At 46.9% G+C, this 22,995-nt stretch carries 19 protein-coding genes; 6 read left to right on the top strand and 13 right to left on the bottom strand.

From position 1 onward, the window contains the following. Positions 1-33 precede the first annotated feature (33 nt). Both M2387_RS18820 and M2387_RS18815 read right to left on the bottom strand, forming a co-directional pair. Complete coding sequence (locus M2387_RS18820) at positions 34-597, bottom strand: fimbrial protein (RefSeq protein ID WP_259051632.1); 564 nt, start codon at positions 595-597, stop codon at positions 34-36. A gap of 669 nt (positions 598-1,266) precedes the next feature. Then, positions 1,267-1,809 carry a Crp/Fnr family transcriptional regulator gene (locus M2387_RS18815; RefSeq protein WP_259051631.1) on the bottom strand — a complete coding sequence of 181 codons (543 nt, stop codon included), beginning with the start codon at positions 1,807-1,809 and terminating at the stop codon, positions 1,267-1,269. A gap of 440 nt (positions 1,810-2,249) precedes the next feature. Between M2387_RS18815 and deoD the strand changes: the two genes are divergently transcribed. Together deoD and M2387_RS18805 are read left to right on the top strand one after the other, a co-directional pair. After that, entirely contained in the window at positions 2,250-2,981 is a 732-nt protein-coding gene (gene deoD, locus M2387_RS18810) for a purine-nucleoside phosphorylase (protein WP_259051629.1), read from the top strand. Continuing rightward, positions 2,978-4,510: a purine-cytosine permease family protein gene (locus M2387_RS18805; protein WP_259051628.1), complete on the top strand. Its 1,533-nt coding sequence runs from the start codon at positions 2,978-2,980 to the stop codon at positions 4,508-4,510. The genes deoD and M2387_RS18805 overlap by 4 nt, the downstream gene beginning before the upstream one ends. 155 nt (positions 4,511-4,665) lie before the next feature. On the opposite strand, the gene rpsI is transcribed toward M2387_RS18805, so the two are convergent. The 3 genes from rpsI to zapE all read right to left on the bottom strand — a co-directional run bounded on the left by rpsI (position 4,666) and on the right by zapE (position 6,854). After that, positions 4,666-5,058, bottom strand: coding sequence for a 30S ribosomal protein S9 (gene rpsI / locus M2387_RS18800; RefSeq protein ID WP_259051627.1), 393 nt, complete (start codon positions 5,056-5,058; stop codon positions 4,666-4,668). 15 nt (positions 5,059-5,073) lie between these two features. Beyond that, the gene (gene rplM, locus M2387_RS18795) at positions 5,074-5,502 is read right to left on the bottom strand and encodes a 50S ribosomal protein L13 (RefSeq protein WP_259051626.1); all 429 of its coding nucleotides are present in this window, start codon (positions 5,500-5,502) and stop codon (positions 5,074-5,076) included. 227 nt (positions 5,503-5,729) lie between these two features. After that, positions 5,730-6,854 carry a cell division protein ZapE gene (zapE, locus tag M2387_RS18790; protein ID WP_259051625.1) on the bottom strand — a complete coding sequence of 375 codons (1,125 nt, stop codon included), beginning with the start codon at positions 6,852-6,854 and terminating at the stop codon, positions 5,730-5,732. Between the two features lie 163 nt (positions 6,855-7,017). Here zapE and zapG point away from each other — a divergent pair, with 163 nt between their 5' ends. The 3 genes from zapG (at position 7,018) to degS (ending at position 10,081) form a co-directional block, all read left to right on the top strand. Then, positions 7,018-7,416, top strand: a complete 399-nt coding sequence (gene zapG, locus M2387_RS18785; protein ID WP_259051624.1) for a Z-ring associated protein ZapG — start codon at positions 7,018-7,020, stop codon at positions 7,414-7,416. Between the two features lie 165 nt (positions 7,417-7,581). Beyond that, complete coding sequence (locus tag M2387_RS18780; RefSeq protein ID WP_259051622.1) at positions 7,582-8,928, top strand: Do family serine endopeptidase; 1,347 nt, start codon at positions 7,582-7,584, stop codon at positions 8,926-8,928. Positions 8,929-9,016: 88 nt separating this feature from the next. After that, complete coding sequence (gene degS, locus M2387_RS18775; protein WP_259051620.1) at positions 9,017-10,081, top strand: outer membrane-stress sensor serine endopeptidase DegS; 1,065 nt, start codon at positions 9,017-9,019, stop codon at positions 10,079-10,081. Between the two features lie 96 nt (positions 10,082-10,177). Here degS and mdh read toward each other — a convergent pair whose 3' ends face one another. After that, a complete protein-coding gene (mdh, locus tag M2387_RS18770) occupies positions 10,178-11,113 on the bottom strand; it encodes a malate dehydrogenase (RefSeq protein ID WP_259051617.1) in 936 nt (311 codons plus the stop codon). A gap of 425 nt (positions 11,114-11,538) precedes the next feature. Between mdh and argR the strand changes: the two genes are divergently transcribed. Beyond that, a complete protein-coding gene (gene argR / locus M2387_RS18765) occupies positions 11,539-12,009 on the top strand; it encodes a transcriptional regulator ArgR (RefSeq protein ID WP_259051615.1) in 471 nt (156 codons plus the stop codon). A gap of 57 nt (positions 12,010-12,066) precedes the next feature. On the opposite strand, the gene aaeB is transcribed toward argR, so the two are convergent. The 7 genes from aaeB to M2387_RS18730 form a co-directional block, all read right to left on the bottom strand. Beyond that, positions 12,067-14,028 carry a p-hydroxybenzoic acid efflux pump subunit AaeB gene (gene aaeB, locus M2387_RS18760; RefSeq protein WP_259051612.1) on the bottom strand — a complete coding sequence of 654 codons (1,962 nt, stop codon included), beginning with the start codon at positions 14,026-14,028 and terminating at the stop codon, positions 12,067-12,069. An 11-nt stretch (positions 14,029-14,039) separates the two neighbouring features. Continuing rightward, the gene (gene aaeA, locus M2387_RS18755; protein ID WP_259051610.1) at positions 14,040-14,972 is read right to left on the bottom strand and encodes a p-hydroxybenzoic acid efflux pump subunit AaeA; all 933 of its coding nucleotides are present in this window, start codon (positions 14,970-14,972) and stop codon (positions 14,040-14,042) included. A gap of 7 nt (positions 14,973-14,979) precedes the next feature. Beyond that, positions 14,980-15,183: a p-hydroxybenzoic acid efflux pump operon protein AaeX gene (aaeX, locus tag M2387_RS18750; RefSeq protein WP_259051608.1), complete on the bottom strand. Its 204-nt coding sequence runs from the start codon at positions 15,181-15,183 to the stop codon at positions 14,980-14,982. Between the two features lie 274 nt (positions 15,184-15,457). Further along, positions 15,458-16,903, bottom strand: coding sequence for a metalloprotease TldD (tldD, locus tag M2387_RS18745; RefSeq protein ID WP_259051607.1), 1,446 nt, complete (start codon positions 16,901-16,903; stop codon positions 15,458-15,460). Between the two features lie 200 nt (positions 16,904-17,103). Then, positions 17,104-20,889: an AsmA2 domain-containing protein YhdP gene (gene yhdP / locus M2387_RS18740; protein ID WP_259051606.1), complete on the bottom strand. Its 3,786-nt coding sequence runs from the start codon at positions 20,887-20,889 to the stop codon at positions 17,104-17,106. A gap of 49 nt (positions 20,890-20,938) precedes the next feature. After that, entirely contained in the window at positions 20,939-22,408 is a 1,470-nt protein-coding gene (gene rng / locus M2387_RS18735; RefSeq protein WP_259051605.1) for a ribonuclease G, read from the bottom strand. Beyond that, on the bottom strand, positions 22,398-22,991 hold the full coding sequence (locus M2387_RS18730) for a Maf family protein (RefSeq protein ID WP_259051603.1): 594 nt from the start codon (positions 22,989-22,991) through the stop codon (positions 22,398-22,400). The genes rng and M2387_RS18730 overlap by 11 nt, the downstream gene beginning before the upstream one ends. Between the last annotated feature and the right edge of the window lie 4 nt (positions 22,992-22,995).

Here is a 22,995-nt window from a genome sequence, read left to right as displayed (position 1 = left end):
AAAATACCGGAAGAATATCTTCCGGTATTAATATTATTGATACGTTACAGCATATTGTAAGGATGCTGCGACTGAACCGACAGTTGCACCTCCTGTAGAGAAATATGATGCAATATATTCATGGCTTGCAGAGGTATTAGGATTTTCTGCATCTTTAGATGAGGTGATAGTTAAATCTCCTGCACCTGTATATGAACCTTTACTAAAATCAATCGCAGTGGCAGGTTTAAGCCCATCCGCAATCTGTATTTCTACATTTTTGGCAGTACCGGTATTTCCTAAGTTACCATCTTTTGTCACAATATTACCGACAAATACGGTAGATACTTTAATATCATTAGTATCATTTGCGGTACAACCGGTCACACCAACCTCAAATGTGGTATCACCTGCAGACTGTCCTGCTGTAAGTAAATCATTAGCTCTGACTGTGGGTAATAAAACTACCGGTGAACCCGCGTTGCCATTGATAGAAACTTGACAGGTTTGGTCTGCTACTTCGCCCTGGAATGTAATAGTATTATCTGAAGCAGCAAAAGCGGATGCTGATGCTGTTGCAGACAGTAAAACCCCAAGAGCAATAATTTTTTTATTCATGATAACTCCGTCCCCCTTATTAAGGGTATAATAAATAGCGCCCACACATAAATATATTTACGCGTCAGGGAAAGACTATATGGATAATTAAATAGTCGCTATTTTTAATATAAATAAAACCTTCGCCATTAAACACAGTAATAAATTGATTATTATTTATTACATTTAAAAGATAGTAAAAAAATTTAATTTTTGCAAATTTTCATATAAAAAATAATAATGAAATTGAAATGTTAAATGTATTAAAAATATGTAATTCCGATGTTTTTTAATAAAAAATTTAACGTTAACATTTTACAACCCATTGTTTTCAATTGAAATAAAAAGGTTGCAAAATAAAATAAAACATTAATTTAAATATAAGCAAACAGTGCTTTGTTTAAAAAATATGAAAGCAGATGGTTAATTCGACAAAATTTTCAACAGCCTGATATTACATCTCTATAAAAATGATGGTCGTTATGCCAATTTAATATTAATATCACCCGGATAATTCTTAGTAATGATTATTAATCTGTGCATAAAAATATCTAAAAAAACACTAACCACACTATTAGTGTGGTTATATCGTTAAGAATAATTCTTATCGCATCTCATAACATTGCATAAAATTACCAATAAAAAATAAAATAAATATTTTTCGGTGCATTTAATTATAATATTACTCCATTACCTCCCAGAGATATTCACAGGGGAGTTCAGTGCTTTTCTAAATTTCTCTACATCACAAATAATATACTCATTGAACTGCTTACGAATAAACTGTTCATCAATCAGCTGAGTGATTGCTCGACGATAATTACGCTCTGAACAACCAAAACGTTCAGCTTCCCGATAGACCTGAGAAAAATCGACTAAAGGTTTCTGTTGCCGATAACGTTCATAAATATCTGCCATGATATTAAATACCAGCGGTTGTAAAAAACGCTCCATCGTTTTTGCCATACCATGCTGATAACTGATAGAAAGCAGCTGGCTTAACCAAATACCCACCTCGGGGTGTGTCAGTAAAATTTTCTCCATCATCGCTAACGGAATAACCTGTACCGTCATCGCATCATTCGCAATAACTGAAAACTGACTTGGCGTCTGAGTCAGAAACTCAATTTCACCAATAATGGTATCACTGACAAAACGCTGCCCGAGACTGAAGACTTTTCCATTATCGGCATGGTAATGCATGGTGTACTCACCCAGCATTATCCAGTACAACGCTTTTATCTCTTCGCCCTGGCGTAAAATAGCTTCGCCAGGGCCAAACTCTTTTTTTTTAACGGCGCCGATAGCACCGCTTCACGCAGGGTTTGATAACCTCGCAGAGCATGTTGCTGAAGAGTATTCATCTATTCCGACCTCCGACATATAAAGCCGTTCACAGTTAACCCGAAATCTGAGCTTATTGCTCCCATAGCGAATATTCCAGCAGAGCTATGCCCTCTGAAAAAATAAGAGCGAAAAATGAAATAAGAAACTGCCCACGCGTATTGTCGGCATTCTACCTTTCCGGCAAAGAGTTAACTCTGTATCGGAGACCTAATTCTGGTGAAAAATCAATTTTGTGATCCCGGTCGGGTAGACCCGGACATTTGCCTTTTTCTCAATCAGCGACTCTTTCTAATGTACTCCTGAACTCAGTGAGGAGAGAGAGTCTGATGACACCACATATTAATGCCAGTCCAAGTGATTTTGCTGAAACCGTTATCATGCCCGGGGACCCATTGCGGGCCCAGTATATTGCAGAAGCCTATTTAGATAATGCAAAACGAGTCTGTGATGCCCGCAATATGTTTGGTTTTACCGGTTACTACCGTGGCCAGCCCGTATCAATCATGGCACATGGCATGGGCGTTCCGTCCATTTCTATCTATACCTATGAATTAATTAATTTTTTTAACGTTAAAAAGCTGATTCGCATAGGAACCTGCGGTGTCATCGGTGAGAACCCTAATCTGCAGAATGTAGTCGTTGCAACCGGGGCAGGAACCTCTTCTTCGGTTAACCGCGATCGTTTTGGTGGCTATGACTATGCCGCCGTTCCTGACTTCGAATTACTGCGTCAGTGCTGGGATGTTGCACAGCGACGTAATATCCCAACCCATTTTGGTAATACTTTCACCAACGATCTGCTGTATGACAAACCCGAAGGCATGCTGCAGATATTAAACAAGATGAATATTATTGCCGTCGAAATGGAAACCTCAGCCCTGTTTACTGTTGCGGCACAGTATCGGGCAAAAGCACTGAGCCTGCTGACACCCTGCATTAATAGTCTGACAGGGGAAGAAGTCCCGGCTTTGCAACAACAAACCACACTAGACCAAATGATTGAGCTCGCTTTAGAAACTGCGGTTTATAGCGAGCATTCCATAAGGGCTCTTGAATGAAAAATACCACGTCAAAACCAGCCACTACCGCTCTGAAAGTTGAATCTAATGGCGTCAATGCTGTACCTGAATCTGAACGTTATGGTCATGCTTCCGGGCTTTTCCCTGTCTGGTTCTCATGGAATGTCTCTATTCTCGGCATCACCTATGGAATTTATGTTTACTCACTCGGACTGAGTGTCTGGCAGGCTATCAGTGCCGGTATTATTGGTTATTTGCTGTCATGCTTTCTGGTCGGTATCCTGGCCGTTGGCGGACCTCGCACCGGTCTGCCAACACTAACGCAGACGCGTTTTTGTTTTGGTTATCATGGTAATAAGTTCCCGACACTGTTTGCCTATATTTCAAATATGGGCTGGAAAATTACCCTGATTACACTGGCTTCGACCACTGGAGCCGCCTTAACCGCTAAACTATGGCCGAGTATTTTTGCGCTGGCCGATGGTCAGCCAGCATTAGTCTGTGTTCTAGGCTGGTTTGCTTTGATCCTGGCATTAACCCTGTCAGTCGCTGTTTATGGCCATCAGTTGATTATGCAAGTTGAGAAGTACATCGCCTGGGTCACCGGCTTAATGAGTATTGTCTTTGTGTTCTTAATCGTGCCACATATTCACTGGGACAAAATTGGTCAGACCGCTGTTCATGGGGACTTATTCACCTGGATTGGTGGTGTCGTACTGGCGATGACCATGGTGGGGCTAGGTTTCCTGAACTACGGTGGTGATTTTGCTCGTTACTTACCGAGTAAGACGCCAGCCTCAAAGGTCATCTTCTGGACGACTTCAGGTATCGCTCTGCCGGTCAGTATTTTACTGATGCTCGGCGCTTTCCTTGCTGACAGTAACCCGGCTCTCAGTGCCGCGGCGGCGAACTCTCCGATTACCTCTTTAACAGATTTACTGCCACTCTGGTTTTATGTGCCTTTTTCGATTGTTATTATCGTCTCTCTGCTCTCTGCTGCCATTACCGGAGTCTATAGCTCAGGGCTTGCCTTGCTGGCGATGGGGATCCCTGTCAGCCGTGCGGCTACCACCACGATCAATGCGATTATTATCGGTTTGGGCGCGTTTTACCTGATGTTTATCTCAGATTCATTCCTTGCCACTTTCCAGTCGTTCCTGGTAGCTATTGGCGTTGTTATGGGCTCGGCAGGAGCTATCCAGCTCGTCGATTTTTACCGACAGAGACGTCTGGGCTGGGAAGTAGTCATGGCGAATAGAGCGGGTTACGGTGGCAGAAATGGCCGCTGGACTGCACTGCTCTCCTTATTGATTGCCACTATTGTCGGGACTGGCACTATAACTTCGAGCGACCCTTATATTGCTCATTTGGTCGGTTTCTTGCTAACACCAGAAACACGTGACAGCGTATTCGCTTCAGCAAGCCTTGGAGTCATTGTTTCGATGATGACAGGAGCTGTTATCTACGCTTTTCTGACTTATGTGCTGAAGATAGAACTGCCGGGCATTAGTGCCGAGGAAATGGTACGCAGTAAGAAGAACGTTCTGGAGAAACAGCCGGTACGCTGATGTCCCTTATCCCTTGATGAAACAGCTATCTATCAGTCGGTATCAGTTTTCTGATATCGGCTTTTTTATCTTTCCGGTAAAAAAAAACACCGAAGAGAAACTCTTCGGTGTTTGTCTGCTGTCCATTGTTGTTCTGCAAATTTTGCAGAGAACAATTAACGCTTGGAGAACTGAGGACGACGACGTGCTTTACGCAGACCGACTTTCTTACGTTCAACCTGACGAGCATCACGGGTAACGAAACCAGCTTTACGCAGTTCAGAACGCAGAGACTCATCATATTCCATCAGCGCACGGGTGATACCGTGACGGATAGCACCAGCCTGACCAGAGATACCACCACCTTTAACAGTGATGTACAGGTCAAACTTCTCAACCATATCAACCAATTCCAGCGGCTGACGAACTACCATGCGGGCAGTTTCGCGACCGAAGTACTGTTCTAAAGAACGTTGGTTAATGATGATTTTACCACTGCCCGGTTTGATAAAAACACGAGCTGCAGAACTTTTGCGGCGACCAGTGCCGTAGTATTGATTTTCAGCCATTGCCTATAATCCCGATTAAATGTCAAGAACTTGCGGTTGCTGTGCCGCGTGGTTGTGCTCGTTGCCTGCGTAAACTTTCAGTTTACGGAACATAGCACGGCCCAGTGGACCCTTTGGCAGCATGCCTTTAACCGCGATCTCAATCACACGCTCAGGATGACGAGCAATCATCTCTTCAAAGGTCGCTTGTTTGATACCACCGACATAGCCAGTGTGACGGTAATACACTTTATCAGTACGCTTATTGCCAGTTACAGCAATTTTTTCTGCGTTCAGAACGATAATGTAATCACCAGTATCAACGTGCGGAGTATATTCCGCTTTATGCTTACCGCGTAAACGGCTAGCCAATTCAGTAGCCAGACGACCTAAGGTCTTACCAGCAGCGTCAACAACATACCAGTCGCGCTGTACGGTTTCTGGTTTAGCTGTAAAAGTTTTCATTAAAAGCTTACCCAATATATAGTTACACGTTGGTGAACACCCAAACGCTTAAAATCAGTTGAGGCTCACACGACATTGTCCAGCAAACCTACCCCTTCGAATAGCCTATGCCGGCACGACAAAAGTTTTGGGAAAAAAACTTTGGTTGTAACGTGGGGTCGCAAGATTATAGAGAAGTCGCTGTCAAAAATCGACCCTAATTTATCCTTTCTTCTCTAAATAAATATTTAAGGCATATGCTCCAGGCGTAAATACTCCTCACTTTGCATTTCTTGTAGCCGCGATAAGCACCGCTGGAATTCAAATTTAAGCCTTTCACCTTGATAAATATCGAAAAGATCGGTTTGTGCAGAAACAATCAGTTTGACATGCCGTTCATAAAATTCATCCACCAGCGCAATAAAGCGCCGGGCTTCATTTTCGTTCCTGGTATCCATCACTGGCGCATTAAACAGCATCACCGTATGGAACTGGCGCGACAGGGCAATGTAATCATGCTGACTACGGGCATCGACACACAGCGTTGAAAAATCCACCGCCAGGGTTTGGTTCGCGATACCCAGTGTTGCTAACGGCCGATGGTTAATCTCTATCACGGGCCCGGCCTCACGTGGTGTGCCTGTCAGTGCGGTGTAAAGTTTTTCCATCTGCCCGTTCGTCTGCTGATTAAGCGGTGACAGCCAGATATGTGCCTGGGTCAACGTTCTCAGCCGGTAATCGATACCTGCATCGACATTCATGACATCGCAATACTGTTTGATAGCCTCGATTGCCGGTAAGAAACGAGCCCGTTGCAAGCCATTACGATACAGCTCATCAGGAGGAATATTCGATGTCGCCACTAATGAAATACCCCGGGCGAAGAGTGCTTTCATCAGGGTACCTAACAGCATGGCATCCGTGATATCCGAGACAAAAAACTCATCAAAACACAAAATATCGGTTTCAGCTTTGAAACTGTCCGCCACTTTCTCCAGCGGATCGCTTTGGCCCTGCAACTGAGTCAGTTCTTCATGAACCCGTAACATGAAACGGTGAAAATGCAGCCTTAACTTACGTTCACCAGGCAAGCTTTGGAAAAACATATCCATCAGCCAGGTTTTTCCCCGGCCGACACCACCCCACATATACAGACCCCGGACGGGCTCTTGCACCGCCGAAACGCGACTTTTACCCAGCAGTTTGCTAAATCGTACACGCAGGCTGTCTGCCGCGGGCTCAGGTTTTTGTGAGGTAAACTGCTGCCATATTGTATCCAGTTGGGTTATGGCATTCAGTTGCACATCATCAGGCTGATAATCACCTTGTAACAAGGTTTGCTGGTAGCATGATAGGGGAGAGATATTTTGCATGGTATCCTAGTATTTCCTTTAAAATCGGATAGCTGTTTACTACAGTTGTCGAAAAAAGGCCGTTCTACCCTAAGCGAAGCTGCGGCAAGATTCCACTTCTCTTAAATTAACGGTTATAGTGGCTAAAGTACCCAATGGAATCACAAGACAACGGGAGATGTTCATGACTTGGGAATATGCGCTTATTGGATTGGTTGTGGGCCTGATAATTGGCGCCACTGCGATGCGTTTTGGCAATCGTAAACTGCGCCAACAACAAAACCTTCAATATGAACTGGAAGCAAGCAAAAAAGAACTTGAAGAATATCGTGAAGAGCTTGTCAGTCATTTTGCACATAGTGCAGAGTTACTGGACAAAATGGCCGGTGATTATCGCCAGCTTTATCAGCATATGGCAAAAAGCTCCAGCAGCTTGTTGCCGGGTATGACCGCAGAAACGAACCCGTTCCGCACGCGTCTTAATGAATCAGAAGCAAGCAACGATCAAGCACCGGTTCAGATCCCACGCGATTACTCGGAAGGTGCTTCTGGTTTATTGCGTAGCGGAGCAAAACGCGACTAACCTGCATCTTGCTCGGGGGATTTAGCAGCCCTGGTGTTATCTTCATTCAGATAGTTGGATTACAGCTTGTCTGTGTATCGGCTATCTGAATTCTGTATCTGGAAGTCATACTATCGCAATCTATATTGTGTCCCCTTTTCTTATTGTTATGAGAGCCTGCATCTAATGAAAAAACAAATACGGCTGTTAAGTGCATTAGCGTTAAGTATCGGTGTGACACTCAGCGCTTCGCCTCTGGTTTTTGCATCAACGTCGACAGATGTCCCCTCACAACAGCAAGTATTACCCAGCCTGGCTCCGATGCTTGAAAAAGTTCTTCCTGCGGTTGTCAGCGTACAAGTTGAGCGCAGCGCACCTGCTGCGGGTCCTGAGTTAGCAAACCCATTAAGAAAACCGCCGCGTGGTCTGGGTGGCTTAGGTTCAGGTGTCATTATTGATGCCAAAAATGGTTATATCCTGACCAATAACCACGTGATTGATGGCGCAGATAAAATCAAAATTAAACTCAATGACGATCGCGAGTTTGATGCCAAAGCTATCGGTAGTGATAAGCAAAGTGATATCGCTTTGCTGCAGTTACAAGATGCTAAAGATTTAAAAGAAATTAAGGTGGCTGATTCTGACGCTCTGCGGGTCGGCGATTTTACGGTTGCAGTAGGCAACCCATTTGGCCTTGGGCAAACGGCAACCTCAGGGATTGTTTCTGCGCTGGGGCGTAGCGGGCTGAATTTAGAAGGGCTGGAAAACTTTATTCAGACCGATGCCGCCATTAATCAGGGGAACTCTGGTGGGGCACTGGTTAACCTCAACGGTGAACTGATTGGTATTAATACCGCGATACTGGCCCCTGGCGGAGGTAACGTCGGTATTGGTTTTGCTATTCCCAGCAATATGGCGCAAACCCTGGTTAAACAGCTTATCCAGTACGGTGAAGCTAAACGTGGCTTACTCGGAATTAAAGGCACAGAGCTGAATGCTGATATTGCTAAAGCGTTTAAACTCAATACCCAGCGCGGTGCCTTTATCAGCGAAGTGATTCCTGACTCTGGATCGGCAAAAGCGGGCGTCAAAGCGGGCGATGTTATCACTAGCCTGAACGGAAAAACGATTCAAAGCTTTGCTGAATTACGTAGCAAAATTGCCACCACAGAACCCGGCACCGTGGTTAAACTCGGTCTGTTACGTGATGGAAAACCACTTAACGTCGACGTGACTCTTGATAAGAGCCCGGAGTCGACTATCAGCCTGGAGTCCGTTTTACCTGCACTACAGGGAGCTTCATTCGGTGATGGCCAGTCAAAAGACGGAACGAAAGGTGTTCTGCTGGAAAATGTAGAGAAGGGTTCACCTGCGGCGTTGATAGGGTTGCAGAAAGATGACGTTATTGTCGCGATTAACCGTGAACCGGTCCAAAATCTGGTAGAAATGCGTAAAATTATAGATACCAAACCTGCCATTATTGCCTTGCATATTATTCGTGGTGACAACAGCCTGTATATCATGGCGCGTTAAGATTAATCGCGAAACGGGCATGTCAGCTCAGCCTGCCCGTTTCACTTATGCTACTCTACCGTCCTCTCTGATAACTTAATAAAACGCTATGCTTCTGAAGATACTTCGTTCAGTGGTGATAGGGTTAGTCGTTGCTGGTTTATTGTTATTCACAATACCTTCACTCCGGCAGACAATTAGCCCGCTTACCCCATCAGCCTTTGACAGCACCGATGAAACCCCGGTGAGCTATAACTCGGGAGTACGTCGTGCAGCTCCAGCTGTCGTTAATGTCTATAATCGCAGCACTGGAAATAATGGCCAGCCAGAATTACATATAAAAACGCTCGGCTCTGGCGTGATTATGGACGCCCGCGGCTATATCATAACCAACAAACACGTCATCAATGATGCCGATCAAATCATTGTTGCACTGCAAGATGGCCGTATCTTTGAAGCCTTATTGGTCGGTTCTGACAGTCTGACAGACCTTGCAATATTAAGAATTGATGCCACTAATCTTCCCACTATCCCTATCAATAGCAAACGACAGCCGCATATTGGTGACGTAGTGCTGGCTATTGGTAACCCGTATAACCTCGGTCAGACCGTAACCCAGGGGATAATTAGTGCTACCGGACGCATAGGCCTGAGCACTTCTCGCAGACAATCCTTTTTACAGACTGATGCCTCGATTAACCGGGGAAACTCTGGCGGAGCACTGGTCAACTCTCTGGGTGAACTGATTGGTATTAATACCCTGTCATTTGATAAAAGTAATGACGGTGAAACGCCTGAGGGGATTGGCTTTGCTATTCCAACCGCACTTTCAACCAAAATCATGGAAAAGATCATTCGTGATGGTCGGGTGATCCGCGGCTTTATCGGTATTAACGGTATGGATTACGCGTCACGAAATCCATCGGCTACCGGTATTGAGCGACTACAAGGCATTATGGTCGGAGAAATTACAGAGAACGGGCCAGCTGCTAACGCAGGTATCCGCGTCAAAGATTTGATTATATCAGTTAATCATAAACCGGCTATTTCGGGGCTGGAAACGATGGATCAGGTCGCAGAAATTCGCCCGGGCTCTGTGGTTGACGTTGAAATCATGCGCGAAGATAAAAAGCTGACTTTGCCGGTTACTATTCAGGAATATCCAGAAGGTTGATTTTCAAACATAAAAAGGGAAAAACAGTGTTTTTCCCTTTTTATTTTATTATCAACGCTGAAAACAGATTTGCCTCAGCGTTGATAAGATTAAGGCTTACTTCACAAACTCTTCGCCCAGCTTGATGTCACTCTTCAGAGTATCCAGCATACCGGTCAGAGCGTCTTGCTCATAAGCGCTCAGGGTACCAATGGCTTGATACTCTGCAATACCGTTTTTACCTAACAGCAGTGGCTGAGAGAAGAAACGGGCATATTTGCCGTCACCTTCTACATAAGCACATTCAACGACATTGCTTTCACCTTGCAGTGCGCGCACCAGCGACAGACCAAAGCGTGCAGCCGCTTGTCCCATGGACAAGGTTGCTGAACCGCCACCGGCCTTAGCTTCAACCACTTCAGTACCCGCATTCTGGATACGTTTAGTCAGGTCAGCGACTTCCTGCTCGGTAAAGCTTACGCCTGGGATCTGGGACAGCAGAGGCAGAATAGTCACGCCTGAGTGGCCACCGATAACCGGAACGTCGATTTCAGTTGGTTTTTTACCCTTCAGTTCCGCAACAAAAGTATTTGAGCGGATAATATCCAGGGTAGTTATCCCGAACAGTTTATTCTTGTCGTAAACGCCAGCATTTTTCAGTACTTCAGCAGCGATAGCGACAGTGGTGTTCACTGGGTTAGTGATGATTCCGATTAAAGCTTTCGGGCAAGTTACTGCCACCTGCTGAATCAGATTTCTCACAATACCGGCATTCACATTAAACAGGTCTGAACGATCCATACCTGGTTTACGTGCGACGCCAGCAGAAATCAAGACAACGTCCGCACCTACCAACGCAGGTGTTGCGTCTTCACCAGAGAAACCCTGGATTTTCACATCGGTAGGGATGTGGCTCAGATCAACCGCAACCCCTGGGGTTACCGGTGCGATATCATACAGAGAGAGTTCTGAACCTGAAGGCAGTTGGGTCTTGAGTAGAAGGGCAAGCGCCTGGCCAATACCACCTGCCGCGCCGAGGACTGCAACTTTCATCCTAAAACTCCTTATTATGGGTAGCTAAATCATGCCGTAACTTCCTGCGATGGCGACCATAATCCTGAGAGGGGGTAATTACAATTATTTCGTTGCAAGATTGCGATAGATTACAAATCCTGACGACGTTTTACTGCACTTACTTTCCAGGTGGAATAACGCCAGGTCACGACCTGATGTGGTTTATATCAACCGCGATTACATTACTCGTCTGGAGACATCAAAACAACATCAATTTAATAACATTTGGTTTACTTTAATGCTTATTTTGAAGTCGTGAGCCAGGCATGTTCGTCGATAACAAAATCTGATAAGATTCCTCGTTTCTATAAGATTTTTTCACCTGGCTTTACCATTCGCTATTTGCATAAAAATTCATTAAAACGCATAATAATTTTCTTTATCGCCCTTCTGTCAGGTGAATAATGCGTATTCCTTCAAAACAAGATGAATTAGTTAAAGCTTTCAAGGCCTTGCTTAAGGAAGAGAAATTCAGTTCGCAGGGAGAAATCGTCCAGGCCTTGCAGAATGATGGCTTTGAAAATATTAATCAGTCCAAAGTTTCTCGCATGCTGACCAAATTTGGTGCGGTACGGACACGTAATGCAAAAATGGAAATGGTCTACTGTCTGCCAGCAGAATTAGGGGTACCCACCACCTCCAGTCCGTTAAAGAATCTGGTTCTGGATATCGACTACAACAGTGCTGTGGTGGTGATTCATACCAGTCCTGGTGCTGCTCAGCTGATTGCCCGTTTACTCGACTCCCTCGGTAAATCCGAAGGCATTCTGGGCACCATTGCTGGAGATGATACGATTTTTACCACACCCACCAGTAGTTTCTCGGTGAAACAGCTTTACGAAGCGATTCTGGTCCTGTTTGAGCAAGAATTGTAAATTATTCTGCTATTCCCGCCATCAGACATGGCGGGGAGCCCGTTTCTATCACTTCACTCAGGCATTAATAAGCGTGTGCTGATATTTATGTAATATCAGACTCAGACGCTGCACCAGCTCTATGGTCTGCGGTGGCGCTGACCACTGCTGTAATTTTTCCTCATAAACATCCAGCTCGGCCAGCAGCAGTAAGTATTCACGCTGCCGTTTACTGTCATTATTCGCTGAAATAACCCGGTTTGCCGTTTTGCGTAACTGACGATGAAAAGCCGATAGCTCTCCATTGACCGGTATTGCCACATCGCGCAGGCGCTGATGCAGAATTATCAGCGTCAGTGCCAGACGATAGCGGTCAATATCGCCAGGAAAGCGGCTCAGTAATAAGAAGAGCTGCTGATACAGAGCAGGCAGATGGTTCTCATTACGGCGTGTTTTATTGGTCGTCAGAGCAGAAACCGCCGCCGAGACAAATTGATTAAGCAAGGTGCGCCCGGTTCTCTCTTGCGAGTTATCACGAACCAGCAAAATAACCATCAGCGCCAGGACACTACCGACGATTTGCCCCAGAGCGCTATCAAGGAAGGTACTGAAATGGAAGGTCATCGGGTTATCCAGCACAATGATATTAATCGTCCCCGCCAGAGCACCAAGAGAGCCAAGCCGCCGTTTTTGTACCTCAATACCGATGAAGAAACCGAGTAACGCCAGGCTGATACAGAGCAACAGAAAACTTTGCTGGGTCGAAGGCAGAATAACCAAAAAGTAAAATGCCCCTATTGGGAGTGCGGCTAACATACCGTAGACAAAATCCAGCGCTACCATACGAGGGTTAGGCAGACGCATGGCCAGCGATGTCACAACGGCTATCATGACCATCGCCCCGCTACCCGAGGTCCAGCCGGTCCATAACCAGAACAGGCTGCCCAGCATGCAAGAAATAGTGGTTCGCCAGAAGTTGATCATCGCGTGATGCCCTTCGGCAGACTCGACTTTGATGACCACTTCGTCCTGTAAAATTTCCTCTTCTACTCTGCTTATCGGGGCATGTGTAATAACGCCCTGTTTTAGTAATAAATAGCGCGTTGATGCCCCTACCCAGCTACCGATCGATACCGGAGTAGACTTCTCTCCGAGAGCGGAAATGAGTCGACGGAGTTTTTTCAACTGCTTATGGACATCTGCAGCCGTTTCTACTTTAGTGGCAAAGACTTGCCTGAGAGAAGGAGTGATATCAAGCGGACGTAGATTCTGAACCAGAAAGGTTTCACAAGCCTGAGTAATTTGTGTCAAGGCAAGGGTATTAATCGCTTTAAGACGACGGTTAGCACGTTCCCAGCGCGAAGACTCCATCTGCAGATTACTGCGCATACCGTTTAATGCTGTCACCCGGCGAACCAGATTCCCCCAGCTTTTATCGATTTCGTCTTTATCTTCATGAGCAATACAGAGCTGCATCAATCGATACTGCTCCACCAGCAAGCTATCCAGCTCTCTGTCTATTTCTTGTTTAATCGAACGCGGGGAAAAGAGCAGGTCTGCAACAATGGCGCAGACAATACCGATAATTATCTCACTGCAACGCTCGATAGCGAATTGCGGGGTTGTGAGCGGTACGGTATGGATACTAATGACAATGATTAAAGCGGTATAGCCAGATAACCCCCAGGCATAGGAGTTTTCGACACGTACCAAAGATGAAATCCAGGTACAGAAACCTGCCCATAAACAGCAGGCCAGTAACATTACAACTGGCGCTCTAATCAGTGAAATAATAATAATTAAGGCAGCGGCACAGCCGATAAAGGTCCCGACAATACGCAACATACCGCGATAACGAATCGCCCCGGAATAAGGCTCACCACCGGCAGCAAAAGCAGGCCCGGCCGCAACCAGTGCCGCCGTCAGCGCTGCCCAGCGCGGGGTCTCAAGGTTGAAATGAAAACCAATGAAAACCGCCAGTACAATGGCAAAAGCCAGCTTAATCGCAAAGCGAATATGTAGTGTAGAAATCTGATACATACTTAGCTGACTCAACCGATCTCACGAATGCGGTGCAGAAGCTTCATAAAAAATGAATCATGCTCCGTATCCAGATCTTGTTTCTCAGTAACGACCACCGTCGCAGTGGTTCCCGCAGGATAAAGAATTCCCTGTTGCTCATCGAGATGAATTCTTACCGGAACTCGCTGGGCCAGACGTACCCACTCCAGATTAGAGTCTATACTCGCCATGCCTTTGGCATCACTCACACTGCTTGAGTTAGCGACCCCGGCAGAAATACTGTCCACAGTTCCGCGTAAAATGCGGTTACTTCCCAGAGGAGTGATTTGTACCCGATATCCCGGACGGATGCCGTCAAGCTTCGTCTCTTCCATATAGGCCAGAATATAAAATGAGTTCTGTTTGACTAAGGCAACAGCCGTGGAACCCCGGGTAATAAACTCGCCGGCATAGACATTCAGGTTGGTTATCCAGCCATCAGCGGGAGCACGAATGATAGTACGTTGTAGATCCAGAGTAGCAACGTCGCGCAATGCTTGTGATTTAGCTAACTGATGGATAGCGGTTTGCAGTACGTTATTGGACTGATCTATCTCTTCACGCGATATAGCATTAGCGCCGAGACTATTACGCCTGCCCGCTTCGCGGCGTTTTTCCGTCACTAAAGCCTGGTAATAATCGACGTCGGCCTGTGCTTCGGTTAATGCTTTTTGATAGCGATCTCTGTCGATGACAAATAACACCTGATCTTTCTTCACCAACTGATTATCGCGAACATTTACTTCGCTGATAAGACCAGAAACATCCGGTGCAATGGCAATAATTTCAGCAGAAAAGCGGGCATCACGCGTCCAGGGCGATTCGGTATAAAACGCCCATGCGCGAAAAATAGCGATGAAGGCCAGAACCACCAGCACTAAAGTTATCGCAGGACGAGAGATGTTTTTTACGAAAATTTTCACAAAGACCTCAAGCAAACAGACGCGAAATCAAATAAAAAAGGCAGCAATACAAGGCGGTATTAAATAGTGCCGGATGCCAGACAAAGTCATAAATACCGGTCGGGGTCAGCAACCGGCGAACTATCCAGAATAGTGCCAGCGACAATATCAGCTCGAAAAATATTGGCGGAAAAGAAAGGCCAGATATTACGATGACGGGAAACAGACTCATTTTAGACCTGAAAGATAGTGCTGGAGGCAGGACGCTCGACAGCAGTTTACAATAAGAAACAACTTGGAATTAATCTAAGATTTGGTTAACGCTACGTTAATTACACTATAGTAATGTAATGAAAAACCTGTTATCCACGAAATGCTATATAAATCAATTTTTGTGCCATTGCATAGCGAAAAGGCTAAAAATAGAGGGATTTTGAGAAATTTGAGATTATTTACTACTAAGACAGGAGCAGGGGCGAAACTCAATCCGCCCCATCAGTGCAGAATCAGGCAGTTCCACCGATAGTCAGGTTATCCACTTTCAGGGTAGGCTGGCCTACTCCCACTGGCAGACTTTGCCCCTCTTTTCCACAAACACCGACGCCATGATCCAGCGCCAGATCGTTACCGACCATAGAGATCTGCTGCATCGCTTCGATCCCGGATCCTATCAAGGTTGCCCCTTTAACCGGTTTCGTCACTTTACCATTTTCAATCAGATAAGCTTCAGAAGTGGAGAAGACGAATTTACCGGAAGTAATATCTACCTGGCCGCCACCAAAATTCGGTGCATAGAGGCCATATTCTACCGATTCGATAATTTCCTGCGGAGTAGACTTACCTGCCAGCATATAGGTGTTGGTCATGCGCGGCATCGGTAAATGCGCATAGGACTCACGACGACCGTTACCGGTCGGCGGCACGCCCATCAGACGCGCATTCATCTTGTCCTGCATATAGTTCTTCAGGATACCGTTTTCAATCAGCACGTTGTACTGACCCGGCACGCCTTCATCGTCGATAGCGATTGAACCACGGCGATTCGGCATTGAGCCATCATCGACAATAGTACAGAGCTCTGAAGAGACCAGCTGACCCATTTTTCCGCTAAAGACTGAAGTACCGCGACGGTTGAAATCGCCTTCCAGTCCATGACCGACGGCTTCATGCAGTAATACGCCAGGCCAGCCTGCACCCAGAACCACTGGCAGCATACCCGCAGGGGCGGCAATAGCAGACAAATTCACCAGAGCCATACGCACGGCTTCTTTTGCCCAGGCATCAGCACGAACTTCACCGTTAACGTTTTCCAGGAAGTACTCGTAGCCGAAACGACCGCCGCCGCCGGTTGAACCACGCTCACGTTTCCCTTCATGCTCAACCTGAACACTGACCGATAAACGGACTAACGGGCGAATATCCGCGGCCAGTGTGCCATCTGTTGCGGCGACCAGGATAAGCTCATAGACACCTGTCAGACTCGCAGTCACTTCTTGTACACGGCTGTCGGTAGCTCGCGCTACGCTATCAACACGCTTCAGGATATCGAGTTTTTCTTCACGGCTCATACTGGTTAACGGATCCACGCTGGTATAGAGCGCACTGTGCTGTACCGCACCTAAGGTTTGGGTACGTCCATTACCCTGCTCGCTGACAATACTGCGTGCCGCATGGCTGCTTTGTTCCAGCGCCAGCAGGCTAATCTGATCTGCATAGGCAAAACCGGTTTTTTCACCGCTGATGGCACGCACACCTACTCCCTGGTCAATATTGTAGGAGCCATCTTTAATAATACGGTCTTCCAGTACCCAGGATTCATGATAGCTGGACTGGAAATAGAGATCGCCATAGTCAAGACGACGCTCTGATAACTGACCGAGAATGGAAAACAGATCTTGATGGGTTAAGCCATTCGCAGACAGCAGTTGCTCACTTACCAGGTTCAGACTCATCGTTTCGCTACTCTTATTACTTATCGCTCAAGGCGAAAAAAGGTGGAACTTTGGATAGTTCAAAATAGCAGGTGGCTTTGATAGCCGTTACTGACATGCCATAAAAATGGAGGACATCAGCCCACTGACAGCAGTCCTGCATATTTGAAATATAATGAATATAGCTTTTGAGTGTGTGGTTATTTTCCACTCACTGCAAATTATCTGTCTTCGCCGATTTTCGGCTGACGAAGTACTTCATCGACTTGTGGTTTATCCATCGGGCCAGTGATGCTGTAGCGCAGGATGGAAACTTTGCTCCATAATGGGCTCAGTACCTTACTCGCCGCAAATACCGCAGCACCTACAATAGGGTTGACCGCAAATGCCGTCGCTACGCTGACGGTGGCAGATATTTCCGGGGCGACAAGTGCTTCAAAATTAAGCTCACGTCGCACCAAATCCATTTCGCCTTTAATCGCGATATCCGCTTCCAGGCCGTCTACCAGTGTATCATCGGTATGGAAAATACCGTCTTTTATCCACGCGGTGCTATTGATACTGTCGTAGTAGAAACCGCTGCCAAAAGTATCTCTGAAATCAAAACGTAATTTACGCAGAAGCGCATCAAAACTCACCAGACGGAGTAATTGCCCCGCGCGGCCCGTGCCGACTGATTCGATTTTGCCACGCCCAAGCGACATTTTCAAAATACCACTGAGTGAGCTTTCATCAGGTGTCCATGGGACATCGCGCCAGTGCAAATCGTAGTTTACATCAAAAGAAGATTCCTGGAGCGGAATGCTCACACCAAAGAAACTGGCTGCCTGACCCACTTTCTGCCCGGTAAGAGTCCCTTTAAGGGCGGTACGAATACCACCAGGTTTATTGACCCACTCCCCCTCGGCGGTTAACCGGGCAAATCCGGCTTCTATCAAACCGTTTTCCAGCTGTAGGGTATCGCCTTTAACTATTAAATCGGCGTCAATACGCCCGTATTTTTGTCCCCATAACCAGCACTCAGCACAGCGCAGATCCACACTAGGCCAGCCGCGGAAATCAATAGTGGATGATGAGGACGGGCTGGTATCAGTGCTCTTATCGCTCTTCATCGCCCAGTCAGGGTTATAGTAGAGATAGCTGATACTGGCCTGCCATGCGGCATTTTTGTGCATTTCCAGCGTAGCGTTAAGTTCACGCCCTTTAGCCACCACTTTTGTTCCGCCAGACGTCGGCTGTGTCGTCAGACTGACGTCATGCCACTGCTGCCCGCCTAACGCTAACATCGGCGTGTTTAATGTCACCTTCTGCGGTAACACGATTCTGTCATTGGTAGCCTGGGCTTTATTCTGGTCTGATAAGCCAAGCCATTGTTCTCCGGCGATAGCAGGCAGATAGAGCTCGATACTGTTTGATTCAGGCAGTGCCGGTATACTTTTACTGCCAGAAGCCCAAATAGCGCTATCAAGCTTCAGATTTTTACTAAGCAACCAGCGGCTGGAAAAATGGTTTTCTGCACCCGCATTTCCGCTCAAAGTGAATTCTTTTAACGACCCTTTGACGACAATATTTACCGGTAAAGCGGTTCCAGCGGACTTACTTAATGGTGCAGGTAAGTGACTGCTTACATTCTTCAGATTCCCTGCCAGACTTACCTGATATTTAGCATCACCACGATAAGGGAGCGAGATATCGACCTTACCCGTCCAGCCCATACGACCGCTGAGTTTCTGGCTGATATCATCAGGTAATACATCCATCTTGCCAGGCTGCCAGTCACCATTCAGATTGACATTGATTTGATAATCTTTTTCCCCCGTTTTGGTGGAAAAATCAATATTGACCGGCTGGTTAAACCAGGTTGCCTGCAAAGGCTCACTGCGTAAATCACCATTAGCAAAGCTAAACTTTCCGCTTAAACGATGCAGCGTACTTTCCAGGGGCTTAATCAGAAGATCGTTGTTCTTCAGAGTGACGTCGCCTGTGGCCTGAGCCATTTCACCATCAAGCGGGATATCAAGATGTAAGCGAGCATTCACATCGCCGCTAATTTGCAGCTCATCAAGTGCCGCCGCCAGTGAATCGTCAAGAGGCGTATCTTTAAAATAAGGCCCCACAGCTGCACCCGGGCCATTAATGTCGGCATCAATCAGCAGTTTTTCTTTATCATAATCAGGAATATTTGCCGTTAGGTTGCGTGCGGTAACACCACCCAGTGCCACCTTATCCGCACTCATCCAGAGGCCCTGATTAAGAAAATCAAGGGTGATATCCAGGTCTTTCAGTGCCGGCCAGTCGGGCTGAAAAGCATAGGTCGCCTGACGCAGGGGAACATACACCTGAAACTGACCTTCATTTCCCTTGAAAGGGAATAAACCAGGATCGCCACCAAATACCAGGGTCGCATTATCCGACTGCCCGCCCTGGATTGCACCGCTCAGATAATCAGTGAGATCTTTACCCATCAGATTTTCCGGGAAATAACGCCAGGCTTCTGCGCCATTATTGGTCTTAATTCCGGCCAGAATACCTAACCAGGGTTCACCCTGCGTCGGCTGCAGATAACGAAAATCACCTTTTGCCCAGACAGCGAGTGCCTGAACATCAATATTTTTGCCCTCAAGCTCGAAGCCTTCAGCATCTTTTTTCCACAGTAATGACGCCGAACCTTTGGCTATTTCCAGGGGAGCACGAAATACCGTTTCATAGGGCATTTTGCCATCAACAACCAGGACATCCAGTTTGCCATTCATCACGCTACCGCTCAGGGTTCCGGATAAATGTTCAACGCCAGGTACCAGCTGCCATTGATTCCAGCTGACATTATTCCAGCTCGCCTGCATCCGCGTCTGGTCTGGATGGGCTAATGGAATATCCAGGGCCAGCACAGAAACATGTCCTTTCGGCTGCATGGTTTTCCAGACTTTTACTGCATCAGGAGAAAAGCGTGTCGCAATGGGCATTAATCCATTGAAGCTGGCAAGTTCCATATTACTGGCACGGACGCGGAGTTCATCTCCCTGGGCTTTGTCTTGTCCATTAAGCCACGCAAGCTCGAGCCTCCCTTTTGGCCAGGCACTCTCATCAAGGGTAATATTGGTATCCGGGATAACCAGCTCCCAGCCCGAAGATTCACGACTGATCTCTGCCGTCAGATTATCGACGGAAAGATGGTGTTCAGTATTATCTTCACTTTCCCAGCTAGCTCCACCTTGTTTCAGCCAGATATTACCCCCGCGGATTTCCCCGCCGTTGATATCCATCCAGCCTTCAAGACTAAAACGAGCGCTTTGCAGAGAGAGGTGGTCGGTCATCCAGCGGCTGAACCAGGGTTTAACATCGACATCATCGGCTTGTAGCCAGATTTTACCGCTATCCAGCAGCCCATTTTCGTCCCGCAAGTCTAAACGAACATTGGCAAATCCATGCTGTCCGTTAAAGCTCGATAAACTCACCGTACCCTCAGCACGGTGGCGACTCTGGTTATTAAGCCAGGTAAGCTGCGGAATAGAGAGCTCCGAGCGCTGTCCTGAAAGCGTCAGGAAGCTAAAGGTACTGTCACGAAGATCAAAGTGATCGAACTGACGTAAGAAGAGATCGCTGATTTTGCTGGCTTCCAGCCCGTCACCGCCCCCTCCAGCATCTATCGGGGTATTGATATGCATTTGCAGCTGATAAAAGGTAAGATCGCGAAACTGCCAGCGGGCATGCAATAAACTTTGCCAGACATCCAGTGCCAGAGTAACGCGCTTAATACTCAGTGAACCTCCTTCATTCAGAGGGGCATGAATATCTTCAACATTGAGGGTAGGACCAAAGCTTTGCCAGCTCGCTTCAAGATGGCTGGCTCTAACAGGCACACCCGTTGCCTGCTCTATTTTTTCCAACAGAGCAGGACGCCAGGTATCCAGATGCGGCAGTACTAATCGTAGAGCACTGACCAGCAGCGCCACAATCACAATCAGTCCCACGCCAGTAAGCAGCAGTATGCCTGGCAGTTTCCTCACATCATTCTCCTTGTTATTACAGCGTAATGCACAAATCTCAAGGGAGGATTCACATCATAACCACATCAAACTGCTCCTGATTATAGAGCGGCTCTATCTGTACTTTTACCTGCTTGCCAACAAAGATTTCAACCTCAGCCAGAGCATGAGATTCATCACTTTTTAGCGCTTCACCGACGGCAGGAGAAGCATAAACCAGGAAACGATCCGAGTCGTAAGCATGGTGAACGCGAACTACTTCACGCATGATTTCATAGCAGACGGTCTCAACGCTTTTAACCGTACCACGGCCATGGCAGCTTGGACATTCATTACACAGCACATGCTCAACGCTTTCACGGGTACGTTTACGGGTCATTTCGACCAAGCCCAGCTGTGAAAAATTGCTGATCCCGGTTTTCACCCGGTCTTTACTCAGTGCCTGCTCAAGAGAATGCAGTACTCTGCGGCGGTGATCTTCATTACTCATATCGATAAAATCGATGATGATAATCCCGCCGAGATTACGCAGCCGTAGCTGGCGAGCTATCGCTTGTGTCGCTTCGATATTGGTATTAAATATTGTGTCATCAAGATTACGGTGGCCAACAAATGCCCCGGTGTTGATATCCACAGTCGTCATCGCTTCGGTCTGATCAATCACCAGATATCCGCCAGACTTTAGCTCGACCTTACGCTCCAGAGCGCGCTGGATTTCATTTTCAACATCATAGAGATCGAAAATAGGCTGACGACCGCTGTAGTGTTCTATTTTACTGGTCATTTCCGGCATATATTCAGCCGTGAACTCCAGTAAGTAGTCATAGGTTAAGCGTGAGTCAACACGGATCCTGTCCAACGCCGCGTCAGCAAAATCACGCAGTACGCGCTGTGCCAGCGCCAGTTCACCGTACATCTGATAGCGAGTCTGATTACGCTTTTTACGTTCGCTGACCTTGGTCCAGACCCGTTTAAGGTAGGCGGCATCAGAGGCCAAATCTTTTTCACATACGCCTTCAGCGGCAGTACGGATAATAAAGCCTCCCAGCTCGTCGCAATACTCGCTGACAATACGTTTTAAACGTTCGCGTTCTTCTTCACTGTCAATGCGCTGAGAGACACCCACATGCGAGGAGCCGGGCATAAATACCAGGTAACGTGAGGGTAAAGTGATATCGGTCGTCAGTCTGGCACCCTTGGTACCTAAAGGGTCTTTGACCACCTGCACCATTAAGTCCTGCCCCTGGCGCACCAGCTCTGCAATATCTCGAACATGGAAGTTCTTTTGCTCTTCCCCGGCGACGCACTCAGTGTGAGGCATAATGTCGGATGCATGGAGAAACGCTGCCTTATCCAGGCCAATATCTACAAATGCCGCTTGCATGCCAGGCAGTACTCTACTCACACGACCCTTGTAGATATTTCCGACAATCCCACGACGTGATTCACGTTCAATATGGATCTCTTGCAGTATTCCGCCGTCAATATAAGCAACCCGCGTTTCTGATGGGGTCACATTGACCAATAATTCAGCCGTCATCTTTTCCTCGTCGATTCCGTAACGCGTGAAAATCACTCAGCAATTCATTTGTTTCCACCAGCGGTAGTCCCACCACTGCATGATAACTGCCATTAATTTTTCTGACAAAAGCGCCACCGAGGCCTTGAATACCATAGGCACCGGCTTTATCCATAGGTTCGCCGCTAGCGATATAGTCAGCAATATCCTGTTCCGACAAATAACGAAACGTCACCTGAGTGACTACCAGACTTTCCAGCACCTGGTTCCTGTCAGCAACCGCCACTGCGGTCATGACATTGTGTTGTCGTCCGGATAGCTGGCGCAGCATATGAGCCGCCTGTTCGATACTCTGCGGTTTTTCTAATATTTCGCCTTCGAGTACCACGATAGTATCAGCGCCAAGAACAGGAAGATCCCGCTTAGCCATGACCACTCCCGCCTGGGCTTTTTCACGAGCCAGACGCCGAACGTACTGTTCGGCATTTTCATGCGGCTGTCTCTGTTCCGTAATACCCGGAACTATCTGCTCAAAAACCAGACCCAGTTGAGCCAGTAGTTCTTGACGACGTGGCGATCCTGATGCCAGATATAACGTAATCATAATT

This window comes from Klebsiella sp. BIGb0407, assembly GCF_024807845.1.
Classification (GTDB): domain Bacteria; phylum Pseudomonadota; class Gammaproteobacteria; order Enterobacterales; family Enterobacteriaceae; genus JGM124.
The sequence above is the reverse complement of the archived record's forward strand: the minus strand, read 5'-3'. Positions and strand labels throughout refer to the sequence as shown.